Annotated in this window: 18 protein-coding genes and 1 riboswitch; of the genes, 13 read left to right on the top strand and 5 right to left on the bottom strand. The window is 35.0% G+C overall.

The window, feature by feature from the left end:
• The first annotated feature begins 2 nt into the window (after positions 1-2).
• From J7574_RS07335 to J7574_RS07320, 4 genes are all read left to right on the top strand, one after another.
• A complete protein-coding gene (locus tag J7574_RS07335) occupies positions 3-1,313 on the top strand; it encodes a serine hydrolase (protein ID WP_290966409.1) in 1,311 nt (436 codons plus the stop codon).
• 153 nt (positions 1,314-1,466) lie between these two features.
• Positions 1,467-2,606 carry a DUF1343 domain-containing protein gene (locus J7574_RS07330; protein ID WP_290966406.1) on the top strand — a complete coding sequence of 380 codons (1,140 nt, stop codon included), beginning with the start codon at positions 1,467-1,469 and terminating at the stop codon, positions 2,604-2,606.
• A 142-nt stretch (positions 2,607-2,748) separates the two neighbouring features.
• Positions 2,749-4,611 carry a TonB-dependent receptor gene (locus J7574_RS07325; protein ID WP_290966403.1) on the top strand — a complete coding sequence of 621 codons (1,863 nt, stop codon included), beginning with the start codon at positions 2,749-2,751 and terminating at the stop codon, positions 4,609-4,611.
• Positions 4,612-5,008: 397 nt separating this feature from the next.
• The gene (locus J7574_RS07320) at positions 5,009-6,643 is read left to right on the top strand and encodes a sulfatase-like hydrolase/transferase (protein ID WP_290966401.1); all 1,635 of its coding nucleotides are present in this window, start codon (positions 5,009-5,011) and stop codon (positions 6,641-6,643) included.
• Between the two features lie 36 nt (positions 6,644-6,679).
• Here the strand turns inward: J7574_RS07320 and J7574_RS07315 are convergent, their stop codons facing one another.
• Positions 6,680-6,838: a hypothetical protein gene (locus J7574_RS07315; RefSeq protein WP_290966398.1), complete on the bottom strand. Its 159-nt coding sequence runs from the start codon at positions 6,836-6,838 to the stop codon at positions 6,680-6,682.
• A 256-nt stretch (positions 6,839-7,094) separates the two neighbouring features.
• On the opposite strand from J7574_RS07315, the gene J7574_RS07310 reads away from it, so the two are divergent.
• The gene (locus J7574_RS07310) at positions 7,095-7,571 is read left to right on the top strand and encodes a hypothetical protein (protein WP_290966395.1); all 477 of its coding nucleotides are present in this window, start codon (positions 7,095-7,097) and stop codon (positions 7,569-7,571) included.
• Between the two features lie 109 nt (positions 7,572-7,680).
• Positions 7,681-7,941, top strand: coding sequence for a hypothetical protein (locus J7574_RS07305; protein WP_290966392.1), 261 nt, complete (start codon positions 7,681-7,683; stop codon positions 7,939-7,941).
• A 141-nt stretch (positions 7,942-8,082) separates the two neighbouring features.
• On the opposite strand, the gene J7574_RS07300 is transcribed toward J7574_RS07305, so the two are convergent.
• Together J7574_RS07300 and J7574_RS07295 are read right to left on the bottom strand one after the other, a co-directional pair.
• Positions 8,083-8,841 carry an SDR family oxidoreductase gene (locus J7574_RS07300; RefSeq protein WP_290966389.1) on the bottom strand — a complete coding sequence of 253 codons (759 nt, stop codon included), beginning with the start codon at positions 8,839-8,841 and terminating at the stop codon, positions 8,083-8,085.
• Positions 8,842-8,887: 46 nt separating this feature from the next.
• A complete protein-coding gene (locus J7574_RS07295; protein WP_290966386.1) occupies positions 8,888-10,468 on the bottom strand; it encodes an FAD-dependent oxidoreductase in 1,581 nt (526 codons plus the stop codon).
• Between the two features lie 193 nt (positions 10,469-10,661).
• On the opposite strand from J7574_RS07295, the gene J7574_RS07290 reads away from it, so the two are divergent.
• The 6 genes from J7574_RS07290 to J7574_RS07265 all read left to right on the top strand — a co-directional run bounded on the left by J7574_RS07290 (position 10,662) and on the right by J7574_RS07265 (position 17,744).
• Positions 10,662-11,003 (top strand): hypothetical protein, encoded by a 342-nt coding sequence (locus J7574_RS07290; protein WP_290966383.1) that lies wholly within the window; start codon positions 10,662-10,664, stop codon positions 11,001-11,003.
• 103 nt (positions 11,004-11,106) lie between these two features.
• Positions 11,107-11,310, top strand: coding sequence for a hypothetical protein (locus tag J7574_RS07285; protein ID WP_290966380.1), 204 nt, complete (start codon positions 11,107-11,109; stop codon positions 11,308-11,310).
• 224 nt (positions 11,311-11,534) lie between these two features.
• The gene (locus tag J7574_RS07280) at positions 11,535-14,204 is read left to right on the top strand and encodes a PAS domain S-box protein (RefSeq protein ID WP_290966377.1); all 2,670 of its coding nucleotides are present in this window, start codon (positions 11,535-11,537) and stop codon (positions 14,202-14,204) included.
• Positions 14,205-14,209: 5 nt separating this feature from the next.
• Entirely contained in the window at positions 14,210-14,656 is a 447-nt protein-coding gene (locus J7574_RS07275; protein ID WP_290966374.1) for a response regulator, read from the top strand.
• A 220-nt stretch (positions 14,657-14,876) separates the two neighbouring features.
• A riboswitch (SAM riboswitch) is annotated at positions 14,877-14,977 on the top strand.
• A 239-nt stretch (positions 14,978-15,216) separates the two neighbouring features.
• Positions 15,217-16,206 (top strand): TlpA disulfide reductase family protein, encoded by a 990-nt coding sequence (locus tag J7574_RS07270; protein WP_290966373.1) that lies wholly within the window; start codon positions 15,217-15,219, stop codon positions 16,204-16,206.
• Between the two features lie 59 nt (positions 16,207-16,265).
• On the top strand, positions 16,266-17,744 hold the full coding sequence (locus tag J7574_RS07265; protein WP_290966371.1) for an aminotransferase class V-fold PLP-dependent enzyme: 1,479 nt from the start codon (positions 16,266-16,268) through the stop codon (positions 17,742-17,744).
• A gap of 121 nt (positions 17,745-17,865) precedes the next feature.
• On the opposite strand, the gene J7574_RS07260 is transcribed toward J7574_RS07265, so the two are convergent.
• Entirely contained in the window at positions 17,866-18,402 is a 537-nt protein-coding gene (locus tag J7574_RS07260) for a YceI family protein (RefSeq protein WP_290966369.1), read from the bottom strand.
• Between the two features lie 113 nt (positions 18,403-18,515).
• Between J7574_RS07260 and J7574_RS07255 the strand changes: the two genes are divergently transcribed.
• Positions 18,516-18,857, top strand: a complete 342-nt coding sequence (locus tag J7574_RS07255) for a helix-turn-helix domain-containing protein (protein ID WP_290966366.1) — start codon at positions 18,516-18,518, stop codon at positions 18,855-18,857.
• A 154-nt stretch (positions 18,858-19,011) separates the two neighbouring features.
• Here the strand turns inward: J7574_RS07255 and J7574_RS07250 are convergent, their stop codons facing one another.
• On the bottom strand, positions 19,012-20,934 hold the full coding sequence (locus J7574_RS07250; RefSeq protein ID WP_290966364.1) for an RICIN domain-containing protein: 1,923 nt from the start codon (positions 20,932-20,934) through the stop codon (positions 19,012-19,014).
• Between the last annotated feature and the right edge of the window lie 184 nt (positions 20,935-21,118).

The following is a 21,118-nucleotide window of genomic DNA, read 5'->3' as shown; positions in this document are numbered from 1 at the left end:
ATATGAAAAATATCTTGGCTAAGTTTTTAGTGGTTGGCTTGATTTTTTTGGGGATAAATGGTTATGCCCAGAAAAATTCTAAGAAGTCTTTTGATGTTAAACGAAATGAAGTGTACATTGATTCGATGATGACCAACGCACTCGAAAAAGGATTTTTTCCTGGCGCGCAAATTATTGTTGGAACGAAAGATGAAATTCTGATTTCTAAAAACTACGGTTTTCATGATTACTATAAAAAACAGGCTGTAAAATCAGAAGATGTTTTTGATTTGGCTTCGATGTCAAAAGTTTTGGGAGCAACATTGGTGACCATGCGTTTGGTGGGAGATGGAAAACTAAAATTGACAGATCAAGTAGGCGAAATTGTTCCAATGTATAAAAGCACAGCAATTTCCGATTTGACGCTTTTTGAATTGCTAACACATACTTCTGGATTAACGCCAAGTATCACTTTTTATCAGGCATTGCTTTCTACACCAGATAATTCGCCTTTGTTGAGCAATCAAAAATCGGAGCAATATGTTGAGCCATTTGATAACATGTATGTGAACAAAAACATTGTTTACGATTCAAAATATATTGTTTTTCAGCCAAAAGAAAATTGGGTTCAGATTTATAAAAACATGTGGCTGAATCCAGAGTTTTATCCGTCAGTTTATGATAGGATTGCGAAAGCAAATACAAATCCGAGAGGCAAATACTTGTACAGTGATTTAAACTTGCTTTTGGTGAAACAAATGATCGAAACCAAAACAGGGAAAAAATTAAATCAGTTTACAAATGAAATTTATACCGAATTAGGCATTTCAAAAATTGGCTATAATCCGCTAAAATGGACTTCGATTGATAATGTAATGCCAACAGAAGTGGATAATTTTTTTAGAAAAGATACGATTAAAGGTTATGTGCACGATGAAGCGGCGGCGATTTTTGGAGGTGTTTCAGGAAACGCAGGTTTGTTCGCCAACGCAGAATCGATTGCTGTAATCTGTAAAATGTTGATGAATAACGGAAATTATAAAGAGAAACAAATTTTAAAAGCCAATGTTGTAAAAGAGTTTACGGACTCGCCACTTGCGAAAAACGGCATTTATCGTGGTTTAGGTTTTGACAAAAGAAAACCAGACGAGTTTTTCACCAAAGACGATTTCGGACACACGGGGTTTACAGGAACGTTTTTCTTTATGAATAAAAACACAAACCGATTTTTAATTATTCTAACCAATCGAGTTAATCCAACAAGAACCAACAGATTAATGTACAAAGATGATTTTAGTGCAAAGATCTGGAGACAGATTAACAAGGTTTATTAGCCACGAATTCACGAATTTTTAATTTCAATACATTGTCTATAATATGCCACGAATTCACGAATTATTTTAAATAAATTAGTGTAATTCAGCACGTAATTTTTCACACAGATTATAAAAAATAATTCGTGAATTCGTGGCAGAAAAAAGAATACCATGAAAAATATAATAATCTGCATACTGATTTCAGCGGTTTCTTTTGCGCAGCAAATCAAAACAGGAGCTGAAAATTCGACGAAATATCTGCCTTTATTGAAAGGGAAAACCATTGGAATCGTAACCAATCAAACCGGAATTATTACTAAAGAAAAACATTTAGTCGATTTTTTAGTAGAACAAAAAGTAAAAATCAAAAGCATTTTTGCACCAGAACACGGTTTTAGAGGAACGGCCGATGCAGGAGAAAATGTATCTGACGAAATAGATTCAAAAACAGGCTTGCCTATTATTTCGCTTTACGGAAAAAACAACAAACCAACTCCCGAGCAATTGAAAGGAATCGACATTATGATTTTTGATTTGCAGGATGTTGGAACACGATTATATACGTACGTTTCTACCATGCACCGCATTATGGAAGCGTGCGCTGAGAACAATGTTCCACTTATTGTGCTGGATCGTCCGAATCCGAATATTGCGATTGTAGACGGTCCAGTTTTGGACATTGCTTTTAAAAGCGGCATCGGTATGCATCCAACGCCTTTGCTTCATGGAATGACTTTGGGCGAAGAAGCTAAAATGATCAACGGACAAAAATGGCTAAAAGATGGAATTCAGTGTAAACTGACGGTAATTCCGTGTTTAAATTATACCAGAAAAAGTTCGTATAGTTTGCCTGTTCGTCCTTCACCCAATTTGCCAAACGACCAAGCAATCAATTTATATGTGAGTTTATGTCTTTTTGAAGGGACTAACGTGAGTATGGGACGCGGAACGGAAAAGCAGTTTCAAATTTATGGCTCGCCATATCTTCCAAAAAGTAATTTTGCATTTACTCCAAAACCTAATTTTGGAGACAAAGATCCTTTATACAATGGCGTAGAATGCAATGGAGAAGATTTGTCATCTATTCCAAGAGTAAACAGATTAGAGATTAAATGGCTGATAAAAGCCTATCAGACAACATCGGATAAATCTAAGTTCTTCGACAAAAGAAAATTTGCCATTCGCGCTGGAAATGAAAAACTGCAACAGCAAATTGAAGCAGGAATTTCTGAAGAAGAAATTAGAAACAGCTGGAAAACAGGTTTGGCTGAATTTAAAAAAATGCGAGCTAAATATTTGATTTATAAGTAATATCTTTCAGGTTTTTATTCGTTTTATTTAATTTTACACCAAATACAATAGAAAACAAACCGGACCACTTATAATTATTGAACCGGTATACTTTGTTGGTACGGTAAGCCATTACTTTTGCCAAAAAAAATAGTAAACCAAAATGAAAAAAATCTATTTTGCTGTTTTTACAGTGATTTGTACCAATTTTTACGCACAGACCAAAAAAGATTCCATTAACCAAATGGATGAAGTCATTATCAACGAAGGACGTTTTAATACGCCAATTTCTAAACAAAACAGAAATGTTTATGTTATCTCAAGCGAAACCATAAAAAAACTTCCAGGAAGAACTTTACAAGAAGTTTTGCAATATGCCAACGGAGTAGATATTAGACAAAGAGGGCCTTTTGGAACTCAAGCTGACATCAGCGTTGATGGGGGAAGTTTTGAGCAGACTGTAGTTTTATTAAACGGAGCAAAAGTAATCGATTCGCAAACTGCCCATAATATGCTGAATCTTCCTCTTCCGGTTGAGGCAATTGAAAGAATTGAAGTAGTTCGTGGTCCAGCAGCAAGAATTTACGGAATCAACAGTTTAACAGGAGCTATTAACATTATTACAAAAAAGCCAACTGATTCTGGATTCTTGGTAAGCACTTACGCAGGTTCTAATTTCGAAAAAGATACACAAGACACCGGAGATACTTTTTACGGAGCTGGAGTTCAAGCAGGAGCGGTTTTAGGAAAAGAAAAACAGCAGCATTTAATCTTTGCTTCGCACGATAAAAGCAACGGTTACCGCTACAACACAGCATTCGAAAACAATAAAATTTTCTATCAAGGAAATGTGCAGATCAATGATAAAAATGAAATTCAAGGTTCTGCAGGTTACATCAAAAACGGTTTTGGAGCCAACGGTTTTTACGCGGCTCCTGGAGATAAAAATTCTACAGAAATTGTTCAGACAACTTTTGCCAATATTCAATCTAACCACCAAATTACAGATAGTTGGAAAATTATGCCAAGAGTGACGTACCGATACAATTATGACGATTACCGATATTTAGGAAATTCAAATCTCGCAGTTGGAAGAAGTCAGCATTACACCAATTCTATTGCAGGAGAATTGAACTCTACGGTTAAATTATCTAAAGGAGAAATTGGTTTTGGAGCCGAATTTAGAAACGAAAATATTCACTCTTCAAACATTGGCGATCATGACCGCGAAAATGTTGGTCTTTACGCCGAATACAGAAGAAGTTTTACAGAAAAATTAGATGTAAACATCGGGACGTATTTAAACTACAACTCCGATTATAAATGGCAGATTTATCCAGGAATCGATGCCAGTTATGCAATTACCGATGCTTTTAAAATTATCGGAAATGTGGGAACAAGCCAAAGAATTCCATCGTTTACAGATTTGTATTTGAAACAGACAGGAAATATCGGAAATCCGGATTTAGAGTCAGAAAATGCTTTTCAGAGCGAAATTGGATTTAAATACAACAAAAGAGCTTTGAGCTTTAATGCGAATTATTTCTACAGAAAAATTGACAATTATATCGACTGGATGCGTAATCTTACAACGCAGCCTTGGCAAAGCCAAAATAAGGGAGATTTGAACACCAACGGAATTAATTTACGTGGAACTTACCGATTTGATTTCTCTAAAGATTCTAGATTGAACATTCTTTTAGGATACACGTATTTAGATTCTGAATTCAAAACTGACCGTACAGAAACGTATTCAAAATATGCCATTTCTTCGCTAAAACATCAAATTACTAATACCATAGATTATCAGTTTAAAAATTTATCTGTAATGTTTGCCACTCGTTTTAATGAGAGAATTACAGGACCATCTTATTGGGTGAATGATTTTAGAGTAAGTCAGACGATTAATAAGTTTACCATTTTCTTGGACGGACAAAATATATTCAATGCCACTTATTATGAAGTAGGAGCAGTTCCGTTGCCTTCAAGATGGTTTACATTGGGAGTGAAGTTAGTTACTTTTTAAAGAGATTTTTTTTTAGATATTTTTAGATTGTTTAAAAACCTGTGAGCTTTTTGCTTGCAGGTTTTTTTTTTAAGTTTATTTTTTTTAACCGCAAAGGTCGCAAAGGTTTACGCGGAGTTCGCTAAGAATATTTTTTTGTTGATTTATGACTAAAAAGGTCGCTAAGCTTATTGTGTATGGCTTTGCGGACTTTGCGCTTTATCAATATAGTCTAAAAAAAATCTTGGTGACCTCTGCGTAACCCTTACCATTTTGGGGATTTTATAATCAAGATTTCTTATGGATGTTGCAAATTAAAAAGGTTTCATTTTGCAATATGAAACATAAAACAAGGCATTTTATTCGGCTTGGCGTTATGTAACCTATAGATTTGTAGGAAATTATAATTAGTATGCTTATGAAAACTACAAATTGGATTACATTTATTTGCGGAATTTGTTTTACTGGTTTCCTGCAAGCGCAAGAACCTGTAAAAGTCACCGGAAAAAAAGGATACGATCAGCCAAATCAGTATTTGGTAAAAAAGAGTACTGTTCTTGCACCTAATATGGAACCGGTAATGGTAAACGAGCAACAGAATAGCAATGTGAAGAAAAAACTTGCTGATCTGGAGAAAAAATATGGTAAGAAACCTAACATTGTAATTTTTCTTTTAGATGATGTTGGCTACCTTGATTTTGGTTTTAATGGAGGCGGAACTGCTGTTGGAAATGCAACTCCAGCAATTGATCGTTACGCTAATAATGGTTTAATATTAAGTTCGGCTTATTCTCAGCCAAGCTGTTCTCCAACAAGAGCGACTATTATGACAGGGCAAAATCAAATTCATCACGGGATTCAATCTCCTCCAATGTATGGACAGCCAGGAGGTTTAGAAGGATTAACCAGCATAGCCAAATTATTGTCTGGCCAAGGTTACACTACTCAAGCTATCGGAAAATGGCATATTGGAGAAAATGACGGATCACAGCCTCAGAATGTAGGATTTGATGATTTTAGAGGATTTCTTTCTGTATCAGACATGTATACCGAATGGAGAGATGAAGCTTTTAATCCTGAAGTTGTCTTGAGTCCAGAACGTTACGATTATATCAATAAACTGCCTTTTAATAAATCGGATGTTCATGCGGTGAAAGGCGGAAAAGTAGAAAACCTCTATGAGATTACCACTGATAATATTCAAGATCTAGACCAGAAATGGATGCAGTATGGAGTTGAGTTTCTTAAAAAGCAAAAAGGCAGCAAAAAGCCGTTTTTTCTTTACTACGGTACAAGAGGATGCCACTTTGACAATTATCCAAATGATTATTATAAAGGAAGATCTGCAGCCAGAACCTCGTATAGCGATTGTATAGTTGAAATGAATGATATTTTTAATAATCTAATGAAAACTATAGAAGAAACTGGAGAAGCAGAAAATACAATTGTTTTCTTCCTTTCAGACAACGGACCAGAAGCAGAAGTTGCGCCGCATGGGCGTACGCCTTTCCGAGGTGCTAAAGGATCGACTTGGGAAGGCGGAGTTAGAAGTCCTGCTTTTGTTTATTGGAAAGGGGTAATTGAACCTCGCAAATCTGATGGACTTTTTGATTTTTCAGATCTTTTCAATACAAGTTTATCACTTGCAGGAAAACCAGGTGCCGATTTAGCTAAATTAGTTCCAGCAAGCACTTATATAGATGGTATTGACCAGGCTTCTTTCTTGCTTGATCCAAATGGAGTTTCTAATCGTAGAAGCGTTTTCTACTGCTGGAATGAAAAAGTTGCTGCTGTTCGCGTTGACGAATTTAAATTTGTAGCACTTCCTCAAATCTTAAACTCAGTAGTTCAAGCAGGACATATTGGAGGTTTTAGCGGTACGGTACAGCAATCTGCAGGTTCAAATATGTTTAATCTTTATACAAATCCTCAAGAAGATGAAACAATAGGAATTAGACATATCCCTATGGGAATTCCGCTTCAGGCAGAATATTTAAGATACTTGGAAGTATTGAAAAAATATCCGCCAAAAAAACAAATCGGACTAGATTAAAATAGAAAACGCCTTTTACGAGGCGTTTTTATTTTTTTAATCCATTGTAGAAACATTTAAGCTGTCTGTTTTCTGATGCACTGCTGCTTCTTTCTGATTGCGATTGGTATCTTCGTCATTACAAAGTGCATCACAGCTATAATTTAAGCTTATTAAAATAATGACTCCTAAAATTTTTGTAGAAAAACTGTTCATGTGGATGGGGTTTTTATGATTAATTCTTTTCGAAAAGTAAATCGATCGATTTGCTGGCACTTATATAATTGTTTGGGATAGTTATATAATTCGCATTTCTTATATCAAGTTAATTGGTTTGAAAATCATGCATTTACAAATTTGAATATGGGAATTATATAAATGCGGAAGAAAATTATATAAACAGAAGATTTTTAAAACAAGAACTTTGAAAAATAGTAAATATTCAGAATGTCTAACCCCAAAAGATTGTACTATGAATATAAAAGGAAACATTATTTTAATAGAAGAAAACAAAGAAAATCGCCAGCTATTTCAGGACATTATTTCAGATTTGGAATTACAGGGTGATCTTCTTTTCTTCAATACTTTTGCAGAAGCTTTAGCCCATTTAGCTTCTCAAAAAAACATGCCTTTTTTGCTCTTTTCAAATGTGTTGCAGTTTAATGAAGATGACAGGCAGTCTAATTATAAAAAAGGAATTCTGCTGAAAATGAAATGCCCCTGTATTTTTTACTCCATTCTATTTACTAGTTCGTTTTTGATAGATACTTATGCAGCGCCTTCTAAAAGTTATTTTATAACACCTTATAGTGACGAAAAATTTAAAAATGCAGTGCAAACCATTATTGAATACTGGTCTTCCAAACATTCTGCAGATCAATACAGATTAAAATGGAAAAACAAAATTAAAAACGCTGCAAAAGAATCATATAAACATTCTCGAAAATGATGTAACAACTACTTGGCTTAATTTGTTGAATTTTACGGATCTATGAAAACAAGGTAATAATCATACTTTCAGTTTCTTCTGTTTCTGATCGTATACAAAAAGTAAACAAATGGATACAAGAAATCAACAAAACGATTTATTCCAAAAAGGTATAGATCGTACGCAAGAAGCAAATTGGGATCCTATTTTGGGGTATCATATGTACTTTCCGAATGATGAAAATAAGGATCAGCATTTAGACGAAAAGGACAATCTTACGCCAACACAAAATACTGGAGATTGGGGAGATGATGCCGATTATGAAGAATTGAGACATAAAAATAATTTTAGAAGAGATATTGCAGAAAATGATGCTACTAAAACAGATTAAAACAAAGAGCGGAATTACCCGCTCTTTTTTTATGCTGAATCTAAAACTTTTGCTTCTTGAATTATGAAACAAACATCTGTACAGATAACTGTACAGATGTTTTCCAATTAAAAAAATGAAAAAGTAGTGAGAGGGTGTTTTTTAAATGATCTGAAGATGAGGTCTTACCTGCATGCTTACAATATCGCAGCGTTTGGGTTGACATAAACAGAATAAAACACTCATGGCAATATCTTTTGCTTCGAGCATTTCCATTTCTTTTATTTTTTGTTTTTGAACTTCTTTTGGTGCTGGCTGCATATCGCTGGTGACCGCGCCAGGCTCTACGTGTGAAACTTTAATCCCTAACGGATTAATTTCTTTACGAAGCGCAGTGCTAAAACCTCTTATGGCACTTTTTGTTGCTACATAAATAACGCCTGTTTTTTCTTTTACTTCTGCACTCATTGAACCAATATTTACGATATGCCCAGATTGCTGTTCTTTCATTCTGTTGACGGCTTCTTTCGTAAAAGCAATATATCCCAGAATATTAGTTTCTAAAATGTACTTCCAATCTTCGTATTCGCCTTCAATAATACCACGTGCAGGCAAAGCAGCATTATTAATTAAAATATCTACGCCACCAAGAACATTGTCTACTCTTTCCCAAATTCGGGTAATGTCTTCTTTTTTGGTGATGTCTGCCGTTTCGCCAAAGATTTCTCCTTTAGATGATTTTGCTTTAATATCATCCATAGCATGATAAAAGTCGGTTTCGTCTCTTCCAAAAATAAGCACTCGACCGCCTAGAGAAACCAGCAGATCTGCAATAGCTTTTCCGATTCCTGTTGTACCGCCTGTAATAACAATTTTTTTGTGGCAGATATTATCGCTGAAATAGTTTGATAAGATTTCCATACTGTATTTATTTGAGATTGTAACAAAATGTAATTTTTACTGCAAATTATTTGATTTCGATGGGGTTTAAATTGGTTTCGGCAGGACCATTCATGACAGTGCCGTCGGCTGCAAATCTTGAACCGTGGCAAGGACAGTCAAACGATTTTTCGTCTGGATTCCATTGCACGATACAACCCAAATGCGGACAAACAGCAGAAAAGGCATGCAATGTTTTATCGTAATCTCTATAAACTGCAATTTTCCGCAATCCGAAAGAGAGAATTCCGCCTTCTCCAATTTCGAGATCGGCAGTATTAGTAAGATCAGATCCTGTAATCCAATCCAGGTATTGCGAGGCCATATTTCCGGCTTCTTTCATATAATCGCCAATTGCTTTAAAAGTAATTCGCGACGGACTATATAAATCTTGCCATTTATTCTCAATTCCTTGAATCATATCAGAAATAATCATGGCTCCAATAGTAGTATGCGTCATTCCGTTTCCAGAATCTCCCGTTATAATAAACACATTATGATCTCCTGGATTTCTTCCTAAAAAGCCTAAAGAATCAAAAGGTTCCATCACTTGTCCCGACCACTTATAACTGATTTCGTCTAATAAAGGAAAATATTTTTTGGCCCAGATTTCTAATTTTTCGTAACGAGAAAATGCAGAAACGCCTTCCTCATCTGCTTGACCTGTTTTATGATCTTCACCGCCAACAATTAGCAGATCGTATTCGTCATCAAAATTTTGCACTCGCACATAATGATACGGTTGCGAAACCCATTTCGATTCTGGATCACCCGTATCCCACCACAAAGCATGTGGCAGACTGTCTTTCGGAATTTTTCCTGCAATAACATACGTTCTATAAGCGTGCTGTTTGGTATGCATAGTCAATACATCGTTAATTGGCGTATTGGTTGCGACTACAATATATTCGGCTCCAAAATTAAAACCATTTACAGTGGCTCCTTTTTCGGTAATATTTTCTGCATGAGCTTCGGTATAAATCGTTCCGCCCAAATCTGTAACGGCTTTAGCAAGAGCTTTTAAATAATGCAAAACATGAAACTGTGCCTGATTTTTAAAAGCAAGACATCTTTGGTCTTGCGCTTCTGCCAAAGAAGGAGTATGATTTAAAAGAGCAGTGTCTAATCCTGCATTTTGAGTCGCTTCAAATTCTTTATCGAGATTTTTTTCTTTATCATTTGGGTGAAGAAACAAATACCCGTTTACTCTTTCAAAATCGCAATCGATCTGTAATTCATTGACAATTCTTTCGATTTCATCAATTGCGGCAGAATGACTTTCGGCAGCAAGTCTTGCGTTGTCTTTTCCAAAAGTATTCTGAAGATAATAGTATCGATCGTCTAATGCACATGTTAAGTGTGCTGTAGTTCTGCCTGTTTCTCCGCTACCTATAAAACCATCTTCAACCAGAACTACTTTTTTTCCTGCTTTCAAAAGTTTGTAAGCAGTAGTAAGTCCGGCAATACCGCCTCCGATAATCAGAACTTCCGTATGAATATCTTGATTTGGCTTTTCGAAGGCAATTATATCTGTAGAATCAATCCAGAAAGAAACATTATCGCCAGAAGTTAGGCTTCCTTCGTTTATATTTTGAGTTGAGTTTTCCATTTTTTTATTCTTTATATGATGTATAAAACATTCATTTCAAAGCTACTACCTAAAAAGCAGAGATGGCTTACAGCTTTGATTTAGAAATTTTATAGGATTTCCAGTACGATTTTATGTAAGAATCAGAAGAAATACTGTAAACGTAATTTGCTGAATAGTAGTTCCTTGTTTGAAATTGTAAAAACGAATTATTATGAAAACACTAAAAATTGCCATTCTCATACTTTTTATGGGAATAATAACCTCGTGTAAAAACAACAATGATGGTTATAGCGACGAGATAGAAACAAATCAAACACCGCTTGATTCTACCAGTAAAGCAAAAGACAGCACCAATACGCCAGTTGATCCTAGCTCAAATACACAAAATCCAGGAGTACAGCAATCTGACCGTAATGCCTCGAAAAGTACTGCAGGACAAGGAAGTGGACCTAGCGCAAGCGCCGTTGATGGCGCAACCTATACAAGCGAATCTGGTGTGCAAAAAGACAGTGTGAAACTTAAAAAAGATAGTGTAAAAGGTAAAAAACGTTAACTCATTATGTAATAAGTTTTAAAAATTGTGTAATAGCTACATTTCTAAAAGGAGTAATTTTATAAGTATTAAAAAAGAAATATTCATTTAAAAATATATAATTATGAAAACGCAAATAAAAACTAAAGCAGCTTTCTTAATTCTTCTGGCAGGATTAGCATTTTCTTGTAAAAAGAACGAAAACACTACAAGAGATTCATACGAAAATGATAGTATTCGAAATACTATAGATACAGTTGGGCCAGAAGTAGATACTGTAAATATTGATACAACAGCAACAGTTAAAACAGATACTATTGCAAAATAATTATTTCTAATTAAATTGGCAAAAAAGCTGAATCGCAAAGATTCGGCTTTTTTGATGCTCAGAAACGAAATAGAGAACTTAAAGAGCATTTGATTAATTTAAATTCACTTAAAAAAATGTTAAAAGTAACTTCGTTTTTCTCTATATTTGAGAAAGAATTGAGCAAATTTCGATGCCTTCTACCGCATTATATCAATTAGAAATTATTTTCACTCACAACTAGAATGGAGCTAATAAATAATTTGGGCCTTTTTCAAACCGTTTTTAACGCTGCGCCAAATGGTATTGCAGTTTTAAAATCTTTATACAATACTAAAAATAAGGTAGAAGATTTTTCAGTATTGTTATTTAATGACTACATTATAAACTGGATCAATAACAGAGATTACAAAGGCAAACCGCTTAGCAAGGTTTTTTCTAAAATTAAAGAAACAAATATTCTAGAACAGTTTATTGAAGCTGCAGAAACTGGAATTGCAGTCAACTTTGAAGAGTGGTATGAAAATGAAAAGAGAAAATACTGTTTTAGATTTACAGCTGTAAAACAAGATGAAGTATTGGTGATAACAATGGAAGATATCACCGAAAAGAAGCAGGCCGAAACCGCACTAAACAATGCATTGATAGCTGCAGAAAAACAAAAAAGATTATACAATTCTATAATAAACGGAACTCCCGACCTGGTTTATGTATTTGATCTCGATTATAGATTTACTTATGCCAATAAAGCTTTATTGACCATGTGGGGCAAATCGGGAGAAGAGGCTATCGGACGAGGATTAAGAGAAAATGGTTATGAAGAATGGCACGCCGAAATGCACGAACGTGAAATAGATACGGTTGTTTCCGAAAAAAAAACGATTAGGGGAACAGTTTCTTTTCCGCATGCTGAACTTGGACGACGAATCTACGATTATATTTTAGTTCCAGTTTTTAATGAAAGAGGAGAAGTGGAGCTTGTCGCCGGAACTACAAGAGATATAACCGAAAGCAAGCAGGCAGAAGAAAGATTACAGCAAAGCGAGAATCGTTTCCGTAAAATGATTCATCAAACCCCAGCGCCAACATTAGTCCTTAAAGGTGATGATCTTGTCATTGAACAGATCAACAAACACATGCTGCAAATGATAGGTCGCGGAGAAGAAGTTATTGGCATGAGAATGATTGATGTATTGCCAGAACTTGAAGGACAATATGTTTGGGAGCAGGTTCTAAAGGTGTATAACGAAGGAATTCCTTTTGACCAAAGCGAGGTTTTGGTTCCGCATAATCGTACAGGAAAATTAAAAAACTATTATTACAATTTGGCTTATCGCCCGTTGATTGAAGACGGACAGATAACCGGAATGATACAAGTAGCAGTTGAGGTTACACAGCAGGTTCTGGCACGCCAGAAAATGGAAGAAAGCGAAAGCCGTTTTCGAGCTTTAGTCAACGCGTCATCTGATTTGGTTTACCGACTCGATGCCGACTGGATGATTATGCAAAATCTAGAAGGAGACGGACGCTTGTCTAATTCAGGAGAACGAGGCATCAATTGGTTGGATAAATTTATTCATGCCAGCGATTTGCAGATGGCAGTTCATCTTATTTCTAAATCTATAGTAGAAAAATCTATTTTTGAAATGGAGCATCGGATTTTTAAGGATGATACCCTCAAATGGGTTTTCTCCAGAGTGGTGCCGATATTAGACGATCAAGAAAAGATAATTGAATGGTTTGGAGCATCGAGTGATATTACTTCGCAGAAAGAACTTCAAAACGTTATAGCAGAAAGTGAAGAAAGATTTAGACAGCTAGCAGATTTGGTTCCTCAAATTATTTGGACAGCCAATTCAGACGGTTTTGTTGATTATTACAACAGTCGTTGGTATGAATATACAGGTCTTGAAGAACGCGAATTTGGAGATTTAAGCTGGATTTCAAAATTGCATGCCGATGATGTTTATCTAGTGTCAAAAACTTGGTACGAAAGTGTACATGCAGGACTTTCCTATCAGCTTGAATTTCGTTTAAGAAATGCCAACACTGGAGAATACCGCTGGTTTTTAAGCAAAGCAGTTCCTATTAGAGATAAAGAAGGTGTAATTATCAATTGGTTTGGCACGTGCACCGATATTCATGAACAAAAATCGATAACCGAAAAACTCGAAATTTTAGTAGCAGAACGTACCAAAGAATTGCAGAGATCTAATGACGACTTGCAGCAATTTGCACATGTTGCTTCGCACGATCTAAAAGAACCTGTTCGAAAAATAAAAACATTTTTAAGCCGACTAGAAGATCATATGGCGAATCAGCTTGACGAATCTTCATCAAAATATATTGAGCGAATTCATGTTGCGGCAGATCGAATGTTTAATATGATTGATGGCGTTTTGGCTTATTCTAAAATGAATGCCGATTCGCAAAAAACAACAATCGTCGATTTAAATGAGGTTATTAAAAATATACAAAACGACCTTGAAATTGCGCTCCAAGAAGCAAAAGGCACAATTCACTTTGAAGAACTCCCAATTATAGAAGGAGCTTCTGTATTGCTGTATCAGCTGTTTTATAACCTGATTAATAATTCTATTAAATTTGCTAAAGAAGATACTCCGCCACAAATTAGCATTACAGCAACAGAAGAAATAGAAAATGGAAACAGAATTGCCAGAATTACGGTAGAAGATAACGGAATTGGTTTTGATCTTGACCAAACAGGACGCATTTTCGAAACGTTTACCCGTTTAAATTCTAAAGATCGTTATGAAGGAACAGGTTTAGGCTTGTCACTCTGTAAAAAAATAGCCGAACGCCACGGAGGAACTATTAGAGCAACCGGAATTTCAAATAAAGGCGCTGTTTTTATTATAACATTGCCATTTGAACAAAATATAGAAGACATTTAATTAGAATGAAAAAGATAATTTTATTAGCTGACGATGATAGAGACGATGCAGAAATGTTTTGTGAAGCATTGGCTGATATAGACCAAAATATTATTTGCCATTGTGCAGAAAATGGAAGTGAAGCGCTGAAAACACTGAAAAAGCAAGATAAAATTCCAGAGGTTATTTTTTTAGATTTAAATATGCCCATAATGAATGGGTGGGAATGTCTGAAAGAGCTAAAATTGGATGCGCGCTACAAAGAGATTCCTGTAATTATGATCTCTACTTCTTCACACAAAAATGATATGGACAAAGCCGCCAATCTTGGTGCATTATGTTATTTTGTGAAACCCAATAATTTTAACGACCTAAAACAAGTACTGCAATTATTTGCCTCAAATCTAGAAAACGGACTAAAAGTGACTCTTCCAAATCTGGAAAAAAATAAATACCTGCACGTTTTTCTTTAAGAACAAAAATGATACTTCTTCTTTAAATTCTAAAAAGTGTGAATTTCTTTTATAAAATGAAAAAGAAGCTAAAATACTTTTCTGTTTTAATGCATTGATTTGTATTGTTTTATAGCGATTTAAATACAACGGAATAAAATATTTTAAAAAAACACATTTTAAACTTGACTAATTCGGTAGAATTAATATATATTTGTATCGAAGAAAATTTATATAATGATACTTATCCAGAAAGACTGAGGGAATAGGCCCATTGAAGTCTTAGCAACCTGTTGCCGAATAAGGTGCTAAATCCTTCCGCTATAGGCGGGCAGATAAGAAAGATTTCTCCGTAAATCTGTTTAAGATCATCCAATTTAAAATTTTTATTATGAAAGCAGAATCCATTTTGTACGCCGGTTATGAACTTTTGAATTCCATTTTTGAAGAAAACAGCTTTGCCTTTTTCTGAATGCGAAAACACTAGTTATCCCAGATTCCTTTTATAAAATAACAATTACGCTAATGGCTTTTGACATTGGCCTGAAAATCTTTTGTCTAATTCTAAAACTAAAAATAAAATGAAAAAAATACTATTAGGTTTTGCTTTGTTCCTTGGAGCTTTTCAAACTCAAGCTCAGGAAAATAATTTGCAATTAAAAGGAACTGTTGTCGATACCGTGGCGCAATACGTTTACTTGCAGAAGTTTCATAATAAAATGTTTACCACAATTGATTCGGTAAAAGTAAAAGATGGAAATTTTAGTTTTAAAACGAAAGTAAAAACGCCAGAATTATACGGATTAAGCGTGAATACTGAAAGTTCGCCATTATATATTTTCCTTGAAAAAGATCCCATTACGGTAAAACTAAGTCCAAAGAAATATTATACTGCTTCTGTGGTCGAAGGTTCGGCTTCTCAGAATTTGTTTGAAACCTATAAAAAGACCAAAGATGTAGAAATCAGCAAATTCATAACAGAAAATCCAAAATCTATTGTTTCTGCTTATGTGCTGTACCGAAACTGGTCGTATAGATTAACTCCTGAACAGATTACACAAAATATTGCCCTATTAGATAAAAGCCTTCAAAACATCACTTACGTGAAAGAATTAAAAGAACTGGTTACCGTTTTAGACGGATTAGCGGTCGGTAAAAAAGCCCCTGATTTTACTGCCAAAGATCCTGATGGAAAACCAGTTCGACTTTATGACAATTTAAAAGGGTATACTTTGGTTGATTTTTGGGCTTCTTGGTGCGGGCCATGCCGAAAAGAGAATCCGAATATTGTAGCTGCTTACAAAGAATTTCATGATAAAGGATTCAACATTGTGGCAATCTCTTTAGACAAAAAGAAAGAAAACTGGGTTAAAGGAATTAAAGACGATAATTTGACCTGGACACATGTTTCTGATTTGCTTTTCTGGAATAGCGCGGTTGCCAAATTATACGGCGTGAGAGCAATTCCTGGCAATTATCTAATTGATCCTAAAGGAGTAATCGTTGCCAAAAACCTTCATGGCGAGGAATTGCAATCGACATTAAAGAATCTTTTGGAGAATAAAATTTAAGACAGCCCTAGAAGAAGAATACAACAATACAATTTAGTTAATTAAAAAATGATAAGGATATGAATGCTATTGAGCCAACAACAAAACCAACAGAGCCTGAGTGTTACTTTTCTAAATTTAGAGAAAATACAGTAGGAATTGATCATACTTTCGAATCGGTTTACGGAGAACAAAATCTAGTATATGCAGACTGGGTTGCCAGCGGAAGATTATACGCCCCAATCGAAGAAATTATGCTCAACAAAATTGGTCCAATGATTGCCAATACGCATTCTCTTTCAAGTCAGACAGGAAAAACGTCTACTTATGCTTATCAGCATTCGAGAGAAATTATTAAAAAATCGGTTAATGCCAGCGAATCGGATGTTTTGGTGACAACGGGAAGCGGAATGACGGCAGCTTTATCCAAATTGCAGCGTATTATTGGAGTAAGAAAAAATTACGAATCAGAAACCGATAAACCAGTCGTTTTTATCACCCACATGGAGCATCATTCCAATCAAGTTCCATGGTATGAAATTAATGCAGATGTTGTGATTCTTTCTCCCGACGAAAACAATTTAGTCGATCCAAAAGTTCTTTCAAATGAAATTAAAAAATATGCTGATAGAAGTTTAAAAATAGGTTCGTTTACAGCCTGTTCGAATGTTACGGGAATTATTACGCCTTATCATGAATTAGCCAAAATAATGCACCAAAACGGCGGACTTTGTTTTGTTGATTTTGCCGCTTCGGCGCCTTATGTCAAAATCGATATGCATCCAAAAGACCCAGAAGAACAATTGGATGCGATTTTCTTTTCGCCTCATAAATTTTTGGGTGGCCCTGGAACTTGTGGCATTTTGGTTTTCAATGAAAAATTATACCGATCTGATTTTCCTGATAATCCAGGCGGAGGAAATGTAAAATGGACCAATCCGCTAGGAAAATATTGTTACAGCGATGTGATAGAAGTGAGAGAAGATGGAGGAACTCCTGGTTTTTTGCAAGTTATTAGAACCGCACTGGCTTTAGAATTAAAAGAACAAATGGGAGTGGAGAATATCAAAAAAAGAGAAAACGAACTCCTTGATCTTTGTTTTTCGAGACTTCAAAAAATAAAAGGATTGTCTATTTTGGGAGATTTAACCACAGAGCGAATAGGCTGCGTTTCTTTTGTAATTGAAGATATTCATTATAATTTGATCGTTAGACTTTTGAATGACCGTTTTGGCATTCAAGTTCGCGGAGGCTGGTCTTGCGCAAGCACTTATGCGCACTATCTGTTCAACATCAGCGAAGAGAAATCGGCAGAAATTACAACTGAATTACTAAAGCGTAATCAGACTAATAAGCCAGGATGGGTTCGTTTATCATTGCATCCGATCATGAGTAATGAAGAGCTTTTTTATATCTGCGATGCCATTGAAAAAGTGGCTTTGAATTATAAAGAATGGAAAAAAGATTATGAATATAATCCCGTTTCAAATGAATTTGAAAATCCGAAAATTGAAGATACTATCGAAAAAGAAGTAAATGAATGGTTTAAGTTAGTTTGAGTTAATCTAAAAAGCCTGAGAATCCATATTCTCAGGCTTTTTTTATGCTTGGAAAAATCCTTTCGTGATTTTTTGCTTTTACAAAGGCTCACTGTTTTCAAGTAATTTAATTAATTTCCGATTACGCTAATTCAGAGACTTGAATGTTTGCTGCCAGTTTGATGTCTTCTCCCAGCCCCAAAACTCCTGATCTTATAGGAATGTTCCAAGCTATTCCAAACTCTTTTCGATCGATAACTCCAGTAATTTCGAAACCATGCTTTAATTGCCCTTGGGCACTATATTCTGAGCCACCGTATTCTACATTTAATTCTACATTTTTAGTGATGCCTTTCATTGTTAAATCACCGCTCATTTTATAATTATTTCCATTAGTATTTATAAATGAAGTGGATTCAAAATTTATTTTCGGATATAAATCAGAAGAGAAGAAGTCATCATTTTGTAAGTGCTCATCTCGTTGCGATTGATTAGTATCAATACTTTTAACATCAATTGTGAAGAATACTTTGGCGTTGTTAAAATCGGATTTCTCAGTAACGATAGTTCCTTCAAATGTTCTGAAAGAACCAGTAACAGTTGAAATAGCCAAATGCTTAATTTTGAAAAGCACTTCAGAGTGCAAAGGGTCTATAACCCAAGATTTTGAATTTTCCATTTTTTATAATTTTATTTATTACACAAAATTAATTAGTTTTACTATCTATAAGATAGCAGTTACCTATTGGTAAGTAGTTACATTCAGGAAAGTGTGTTGTAAATCAGATGGATATGAGTCAAAAGGAAGAAGTTTGCCAGTTTAAGTTAATGGTTTCGAGAGATGCATTAGAAATAATCCAAGGAAAATGGCGGTTGCCAATTATTATTTCATTAATAGGTGGGAATAAAAGATTTGGTGAAATACAAAGAGATATATCTGATATTTCTCCAAAAATGTTATCACAGGAATTAAAAGCCTTAGAAATGAATAAAATAATTACGCGTACCCTCTATGACAGTATGCCAATAACGGTTGAATATTCTCTAACGCCATTAGGAATGTCTATGAGAAAAATGTTAGACGAATTGATTAGCTGGGGCAGTCATTTCAGAAAAGAAATCATAAGCCAATAGTATGACTTGCTCTCGCATCGAAAGTACATTAGTTAGAAAAGTAAAACCACTATTTTAATTTAAGATTAAAATAGTGGTTTTTGTATTCAACATTATTTGTTGAATAAGATTATAAAGTTAATCTCAAATCTATAGGTATTGTTTTTAGAATAGGCTATTCAATTACGATCTTTTTGGTTGTTGCGGTCGAATTTTGAGAAATCTTAGCCAAATAAACCCCTTTAGGAAGTCTAGTTTTAACGGCTTGATTAGTATTCGATTTTAGATTTTTTGTTTCGTATAATACCTCACCAGTACTTGAGTATACCACTAGAGAATAATTTTCTTCTGATTGCGAAGGAACATAAATATTAAATTCTCCGCCTCTAGATGGATTTGGATATACTTGAACATCAGTAACGGTTTGATTATCATTTGCTGCAATGTTTTGCTCAATGGCACTTTTTGCAGTAGTTCCTACTTTATTGAACTTAAATAATTGGCATGAAGTCCCGTAATAATCCCAAAGCTGAAGATTTGCTGTGCCGTCCATATTACAATTGGCAGTGTCCCAACCTTTTGATGTATTTACAGCCGATTTAATGCTATAATAGCCATTTCCAACATCGGTTACCAGCCATTTTTGTGCATCGTTGCTATAATCATCCCAAAGTCTTATCGATTTTCCATTTGTTGCATCTGCGCTCTCAAGATCGATTACACGTCCTGTAGAACTTGCATTCGATTTAAAACGCCAATAGCCGTTTCCAGCATCAACAGCAATCCATTGCTGTGGTGTTCCGCCTAATCTATCCCAAGGACGAATCACTGTGCCATTTGCGTTAGTTCCATACTTAAGATCTAATACTTTGCTAGAGTTTGTTTTAAACTCAATTTCATAAACGGTATTGTTTGTTAAGGTGTTGCAGCTTAGAGATGGAATATTGCTATTGGCATATTCAGAAAACCACTGTTTAGCTGGCGCAGCGCAAGCCTCCCAATTGTTGTTGAAAGCAGTTGTAACATTATATGGATCCCCGTTAGTTATTAACTCTTCTGGTTTAAGTAAATTCCAACCGCAATTTCCAGTAGCATCAATTCTGCCTTTTAGATTAACACCAAAACCACTTGTTGTGCCAGTAGCCCATGTTCCGACACCATTAGGAGACCAATCTGTTTCTGTTATCAAAATAGGTGCTACGTTAGCAATTGGTTGCACGTTAGCATTCCAGGCATTATTAAAACTAGTGGTATTTTCTGCATTAGCTCCCCAATATCCTGGATAAACATGAACAGCATAGCCTATACTGCCTCCTGTTATCAAATGATTTGGATATCCTTGGTAATTAGATTGATATCCTGTTCCTGGTATCCAGCAAACATTATTTGCGCCATTGGCTCTAATTTTATTTACTAAATCTTGAAAGAAATTATGTAAAGCGGCAAAATGCTCATCGCCAGTAGCGCCCCAATTTCCATTTGTTCCCAGTATTTCTACAGGCTCATTGGCTAATTCAAACATTACATTATCTACATTTTTTAAACTAGGATGGTTCGATAAATATTGCCAAACCGTTCTTAAATAATTATGGTAATTGTCTCCATAAGCAATTCGATTAGGGCATACTCCAGGAGGGCGAAGCACAACATAAAGTCCTCTGCTTCTAGCATGATCAATTAAAGGAATTATAACCTGATTTACATACGTTACCAATCTATTGTAATCAAAGCACGAAATGTCGTTTTCTCCTGCCGAACAGCCTGGCGTATTGGTCCAATAAGGATCAATATGAAGCCTTATATAATTTAATTTCCATCCGTTACTTGTGTTGGTAAGCGCGTCCATAACAGCATTATTGTAATTTAGACAGCCTTGAACATTGTAATTGTCCCAACGGCATTGGTTGTACGAACAGCCATTAAACCAAGGACTAGGAGTTATGGCAACACCATGCAGTAGAACGTTTTTTCCGCACGGATCCTTTAAATTTTTGCCTTCTATATGCAGAGGAGGCAATGGCATTCCTGGCCACGCAAACAATTGCGTAAAGGGAATAAGCACTAAAAAAAGAAAAAATAATTTTTGAAATCTTTTCATAACTTAAATGGTTTTAACTAGTTAGTAAATATGCTTACTCACTATGAGTAAGTTTTTTACTGCTAATTTAACAATTAAAGTAAATTAAACAACCGATTGTGTAATTATTTTTAAGAATTGATTTTTTTGGTAATGAATGGAGCTTTAGGGAATTACAAGAATGTTAAGCAGTGTAAGGCTTTTT

It is taken from the genome of Flavobacterium sp., assembly GCF_017744675.1.
GTDB lineage: Bacteria > Bacteroidota > Bacteroidia > Flavobacteriales > Flavobacteriaceae > Flavobacterium.
This window is presented reverse-complemented; position numbering and strand designations above follow the sequence as displayed.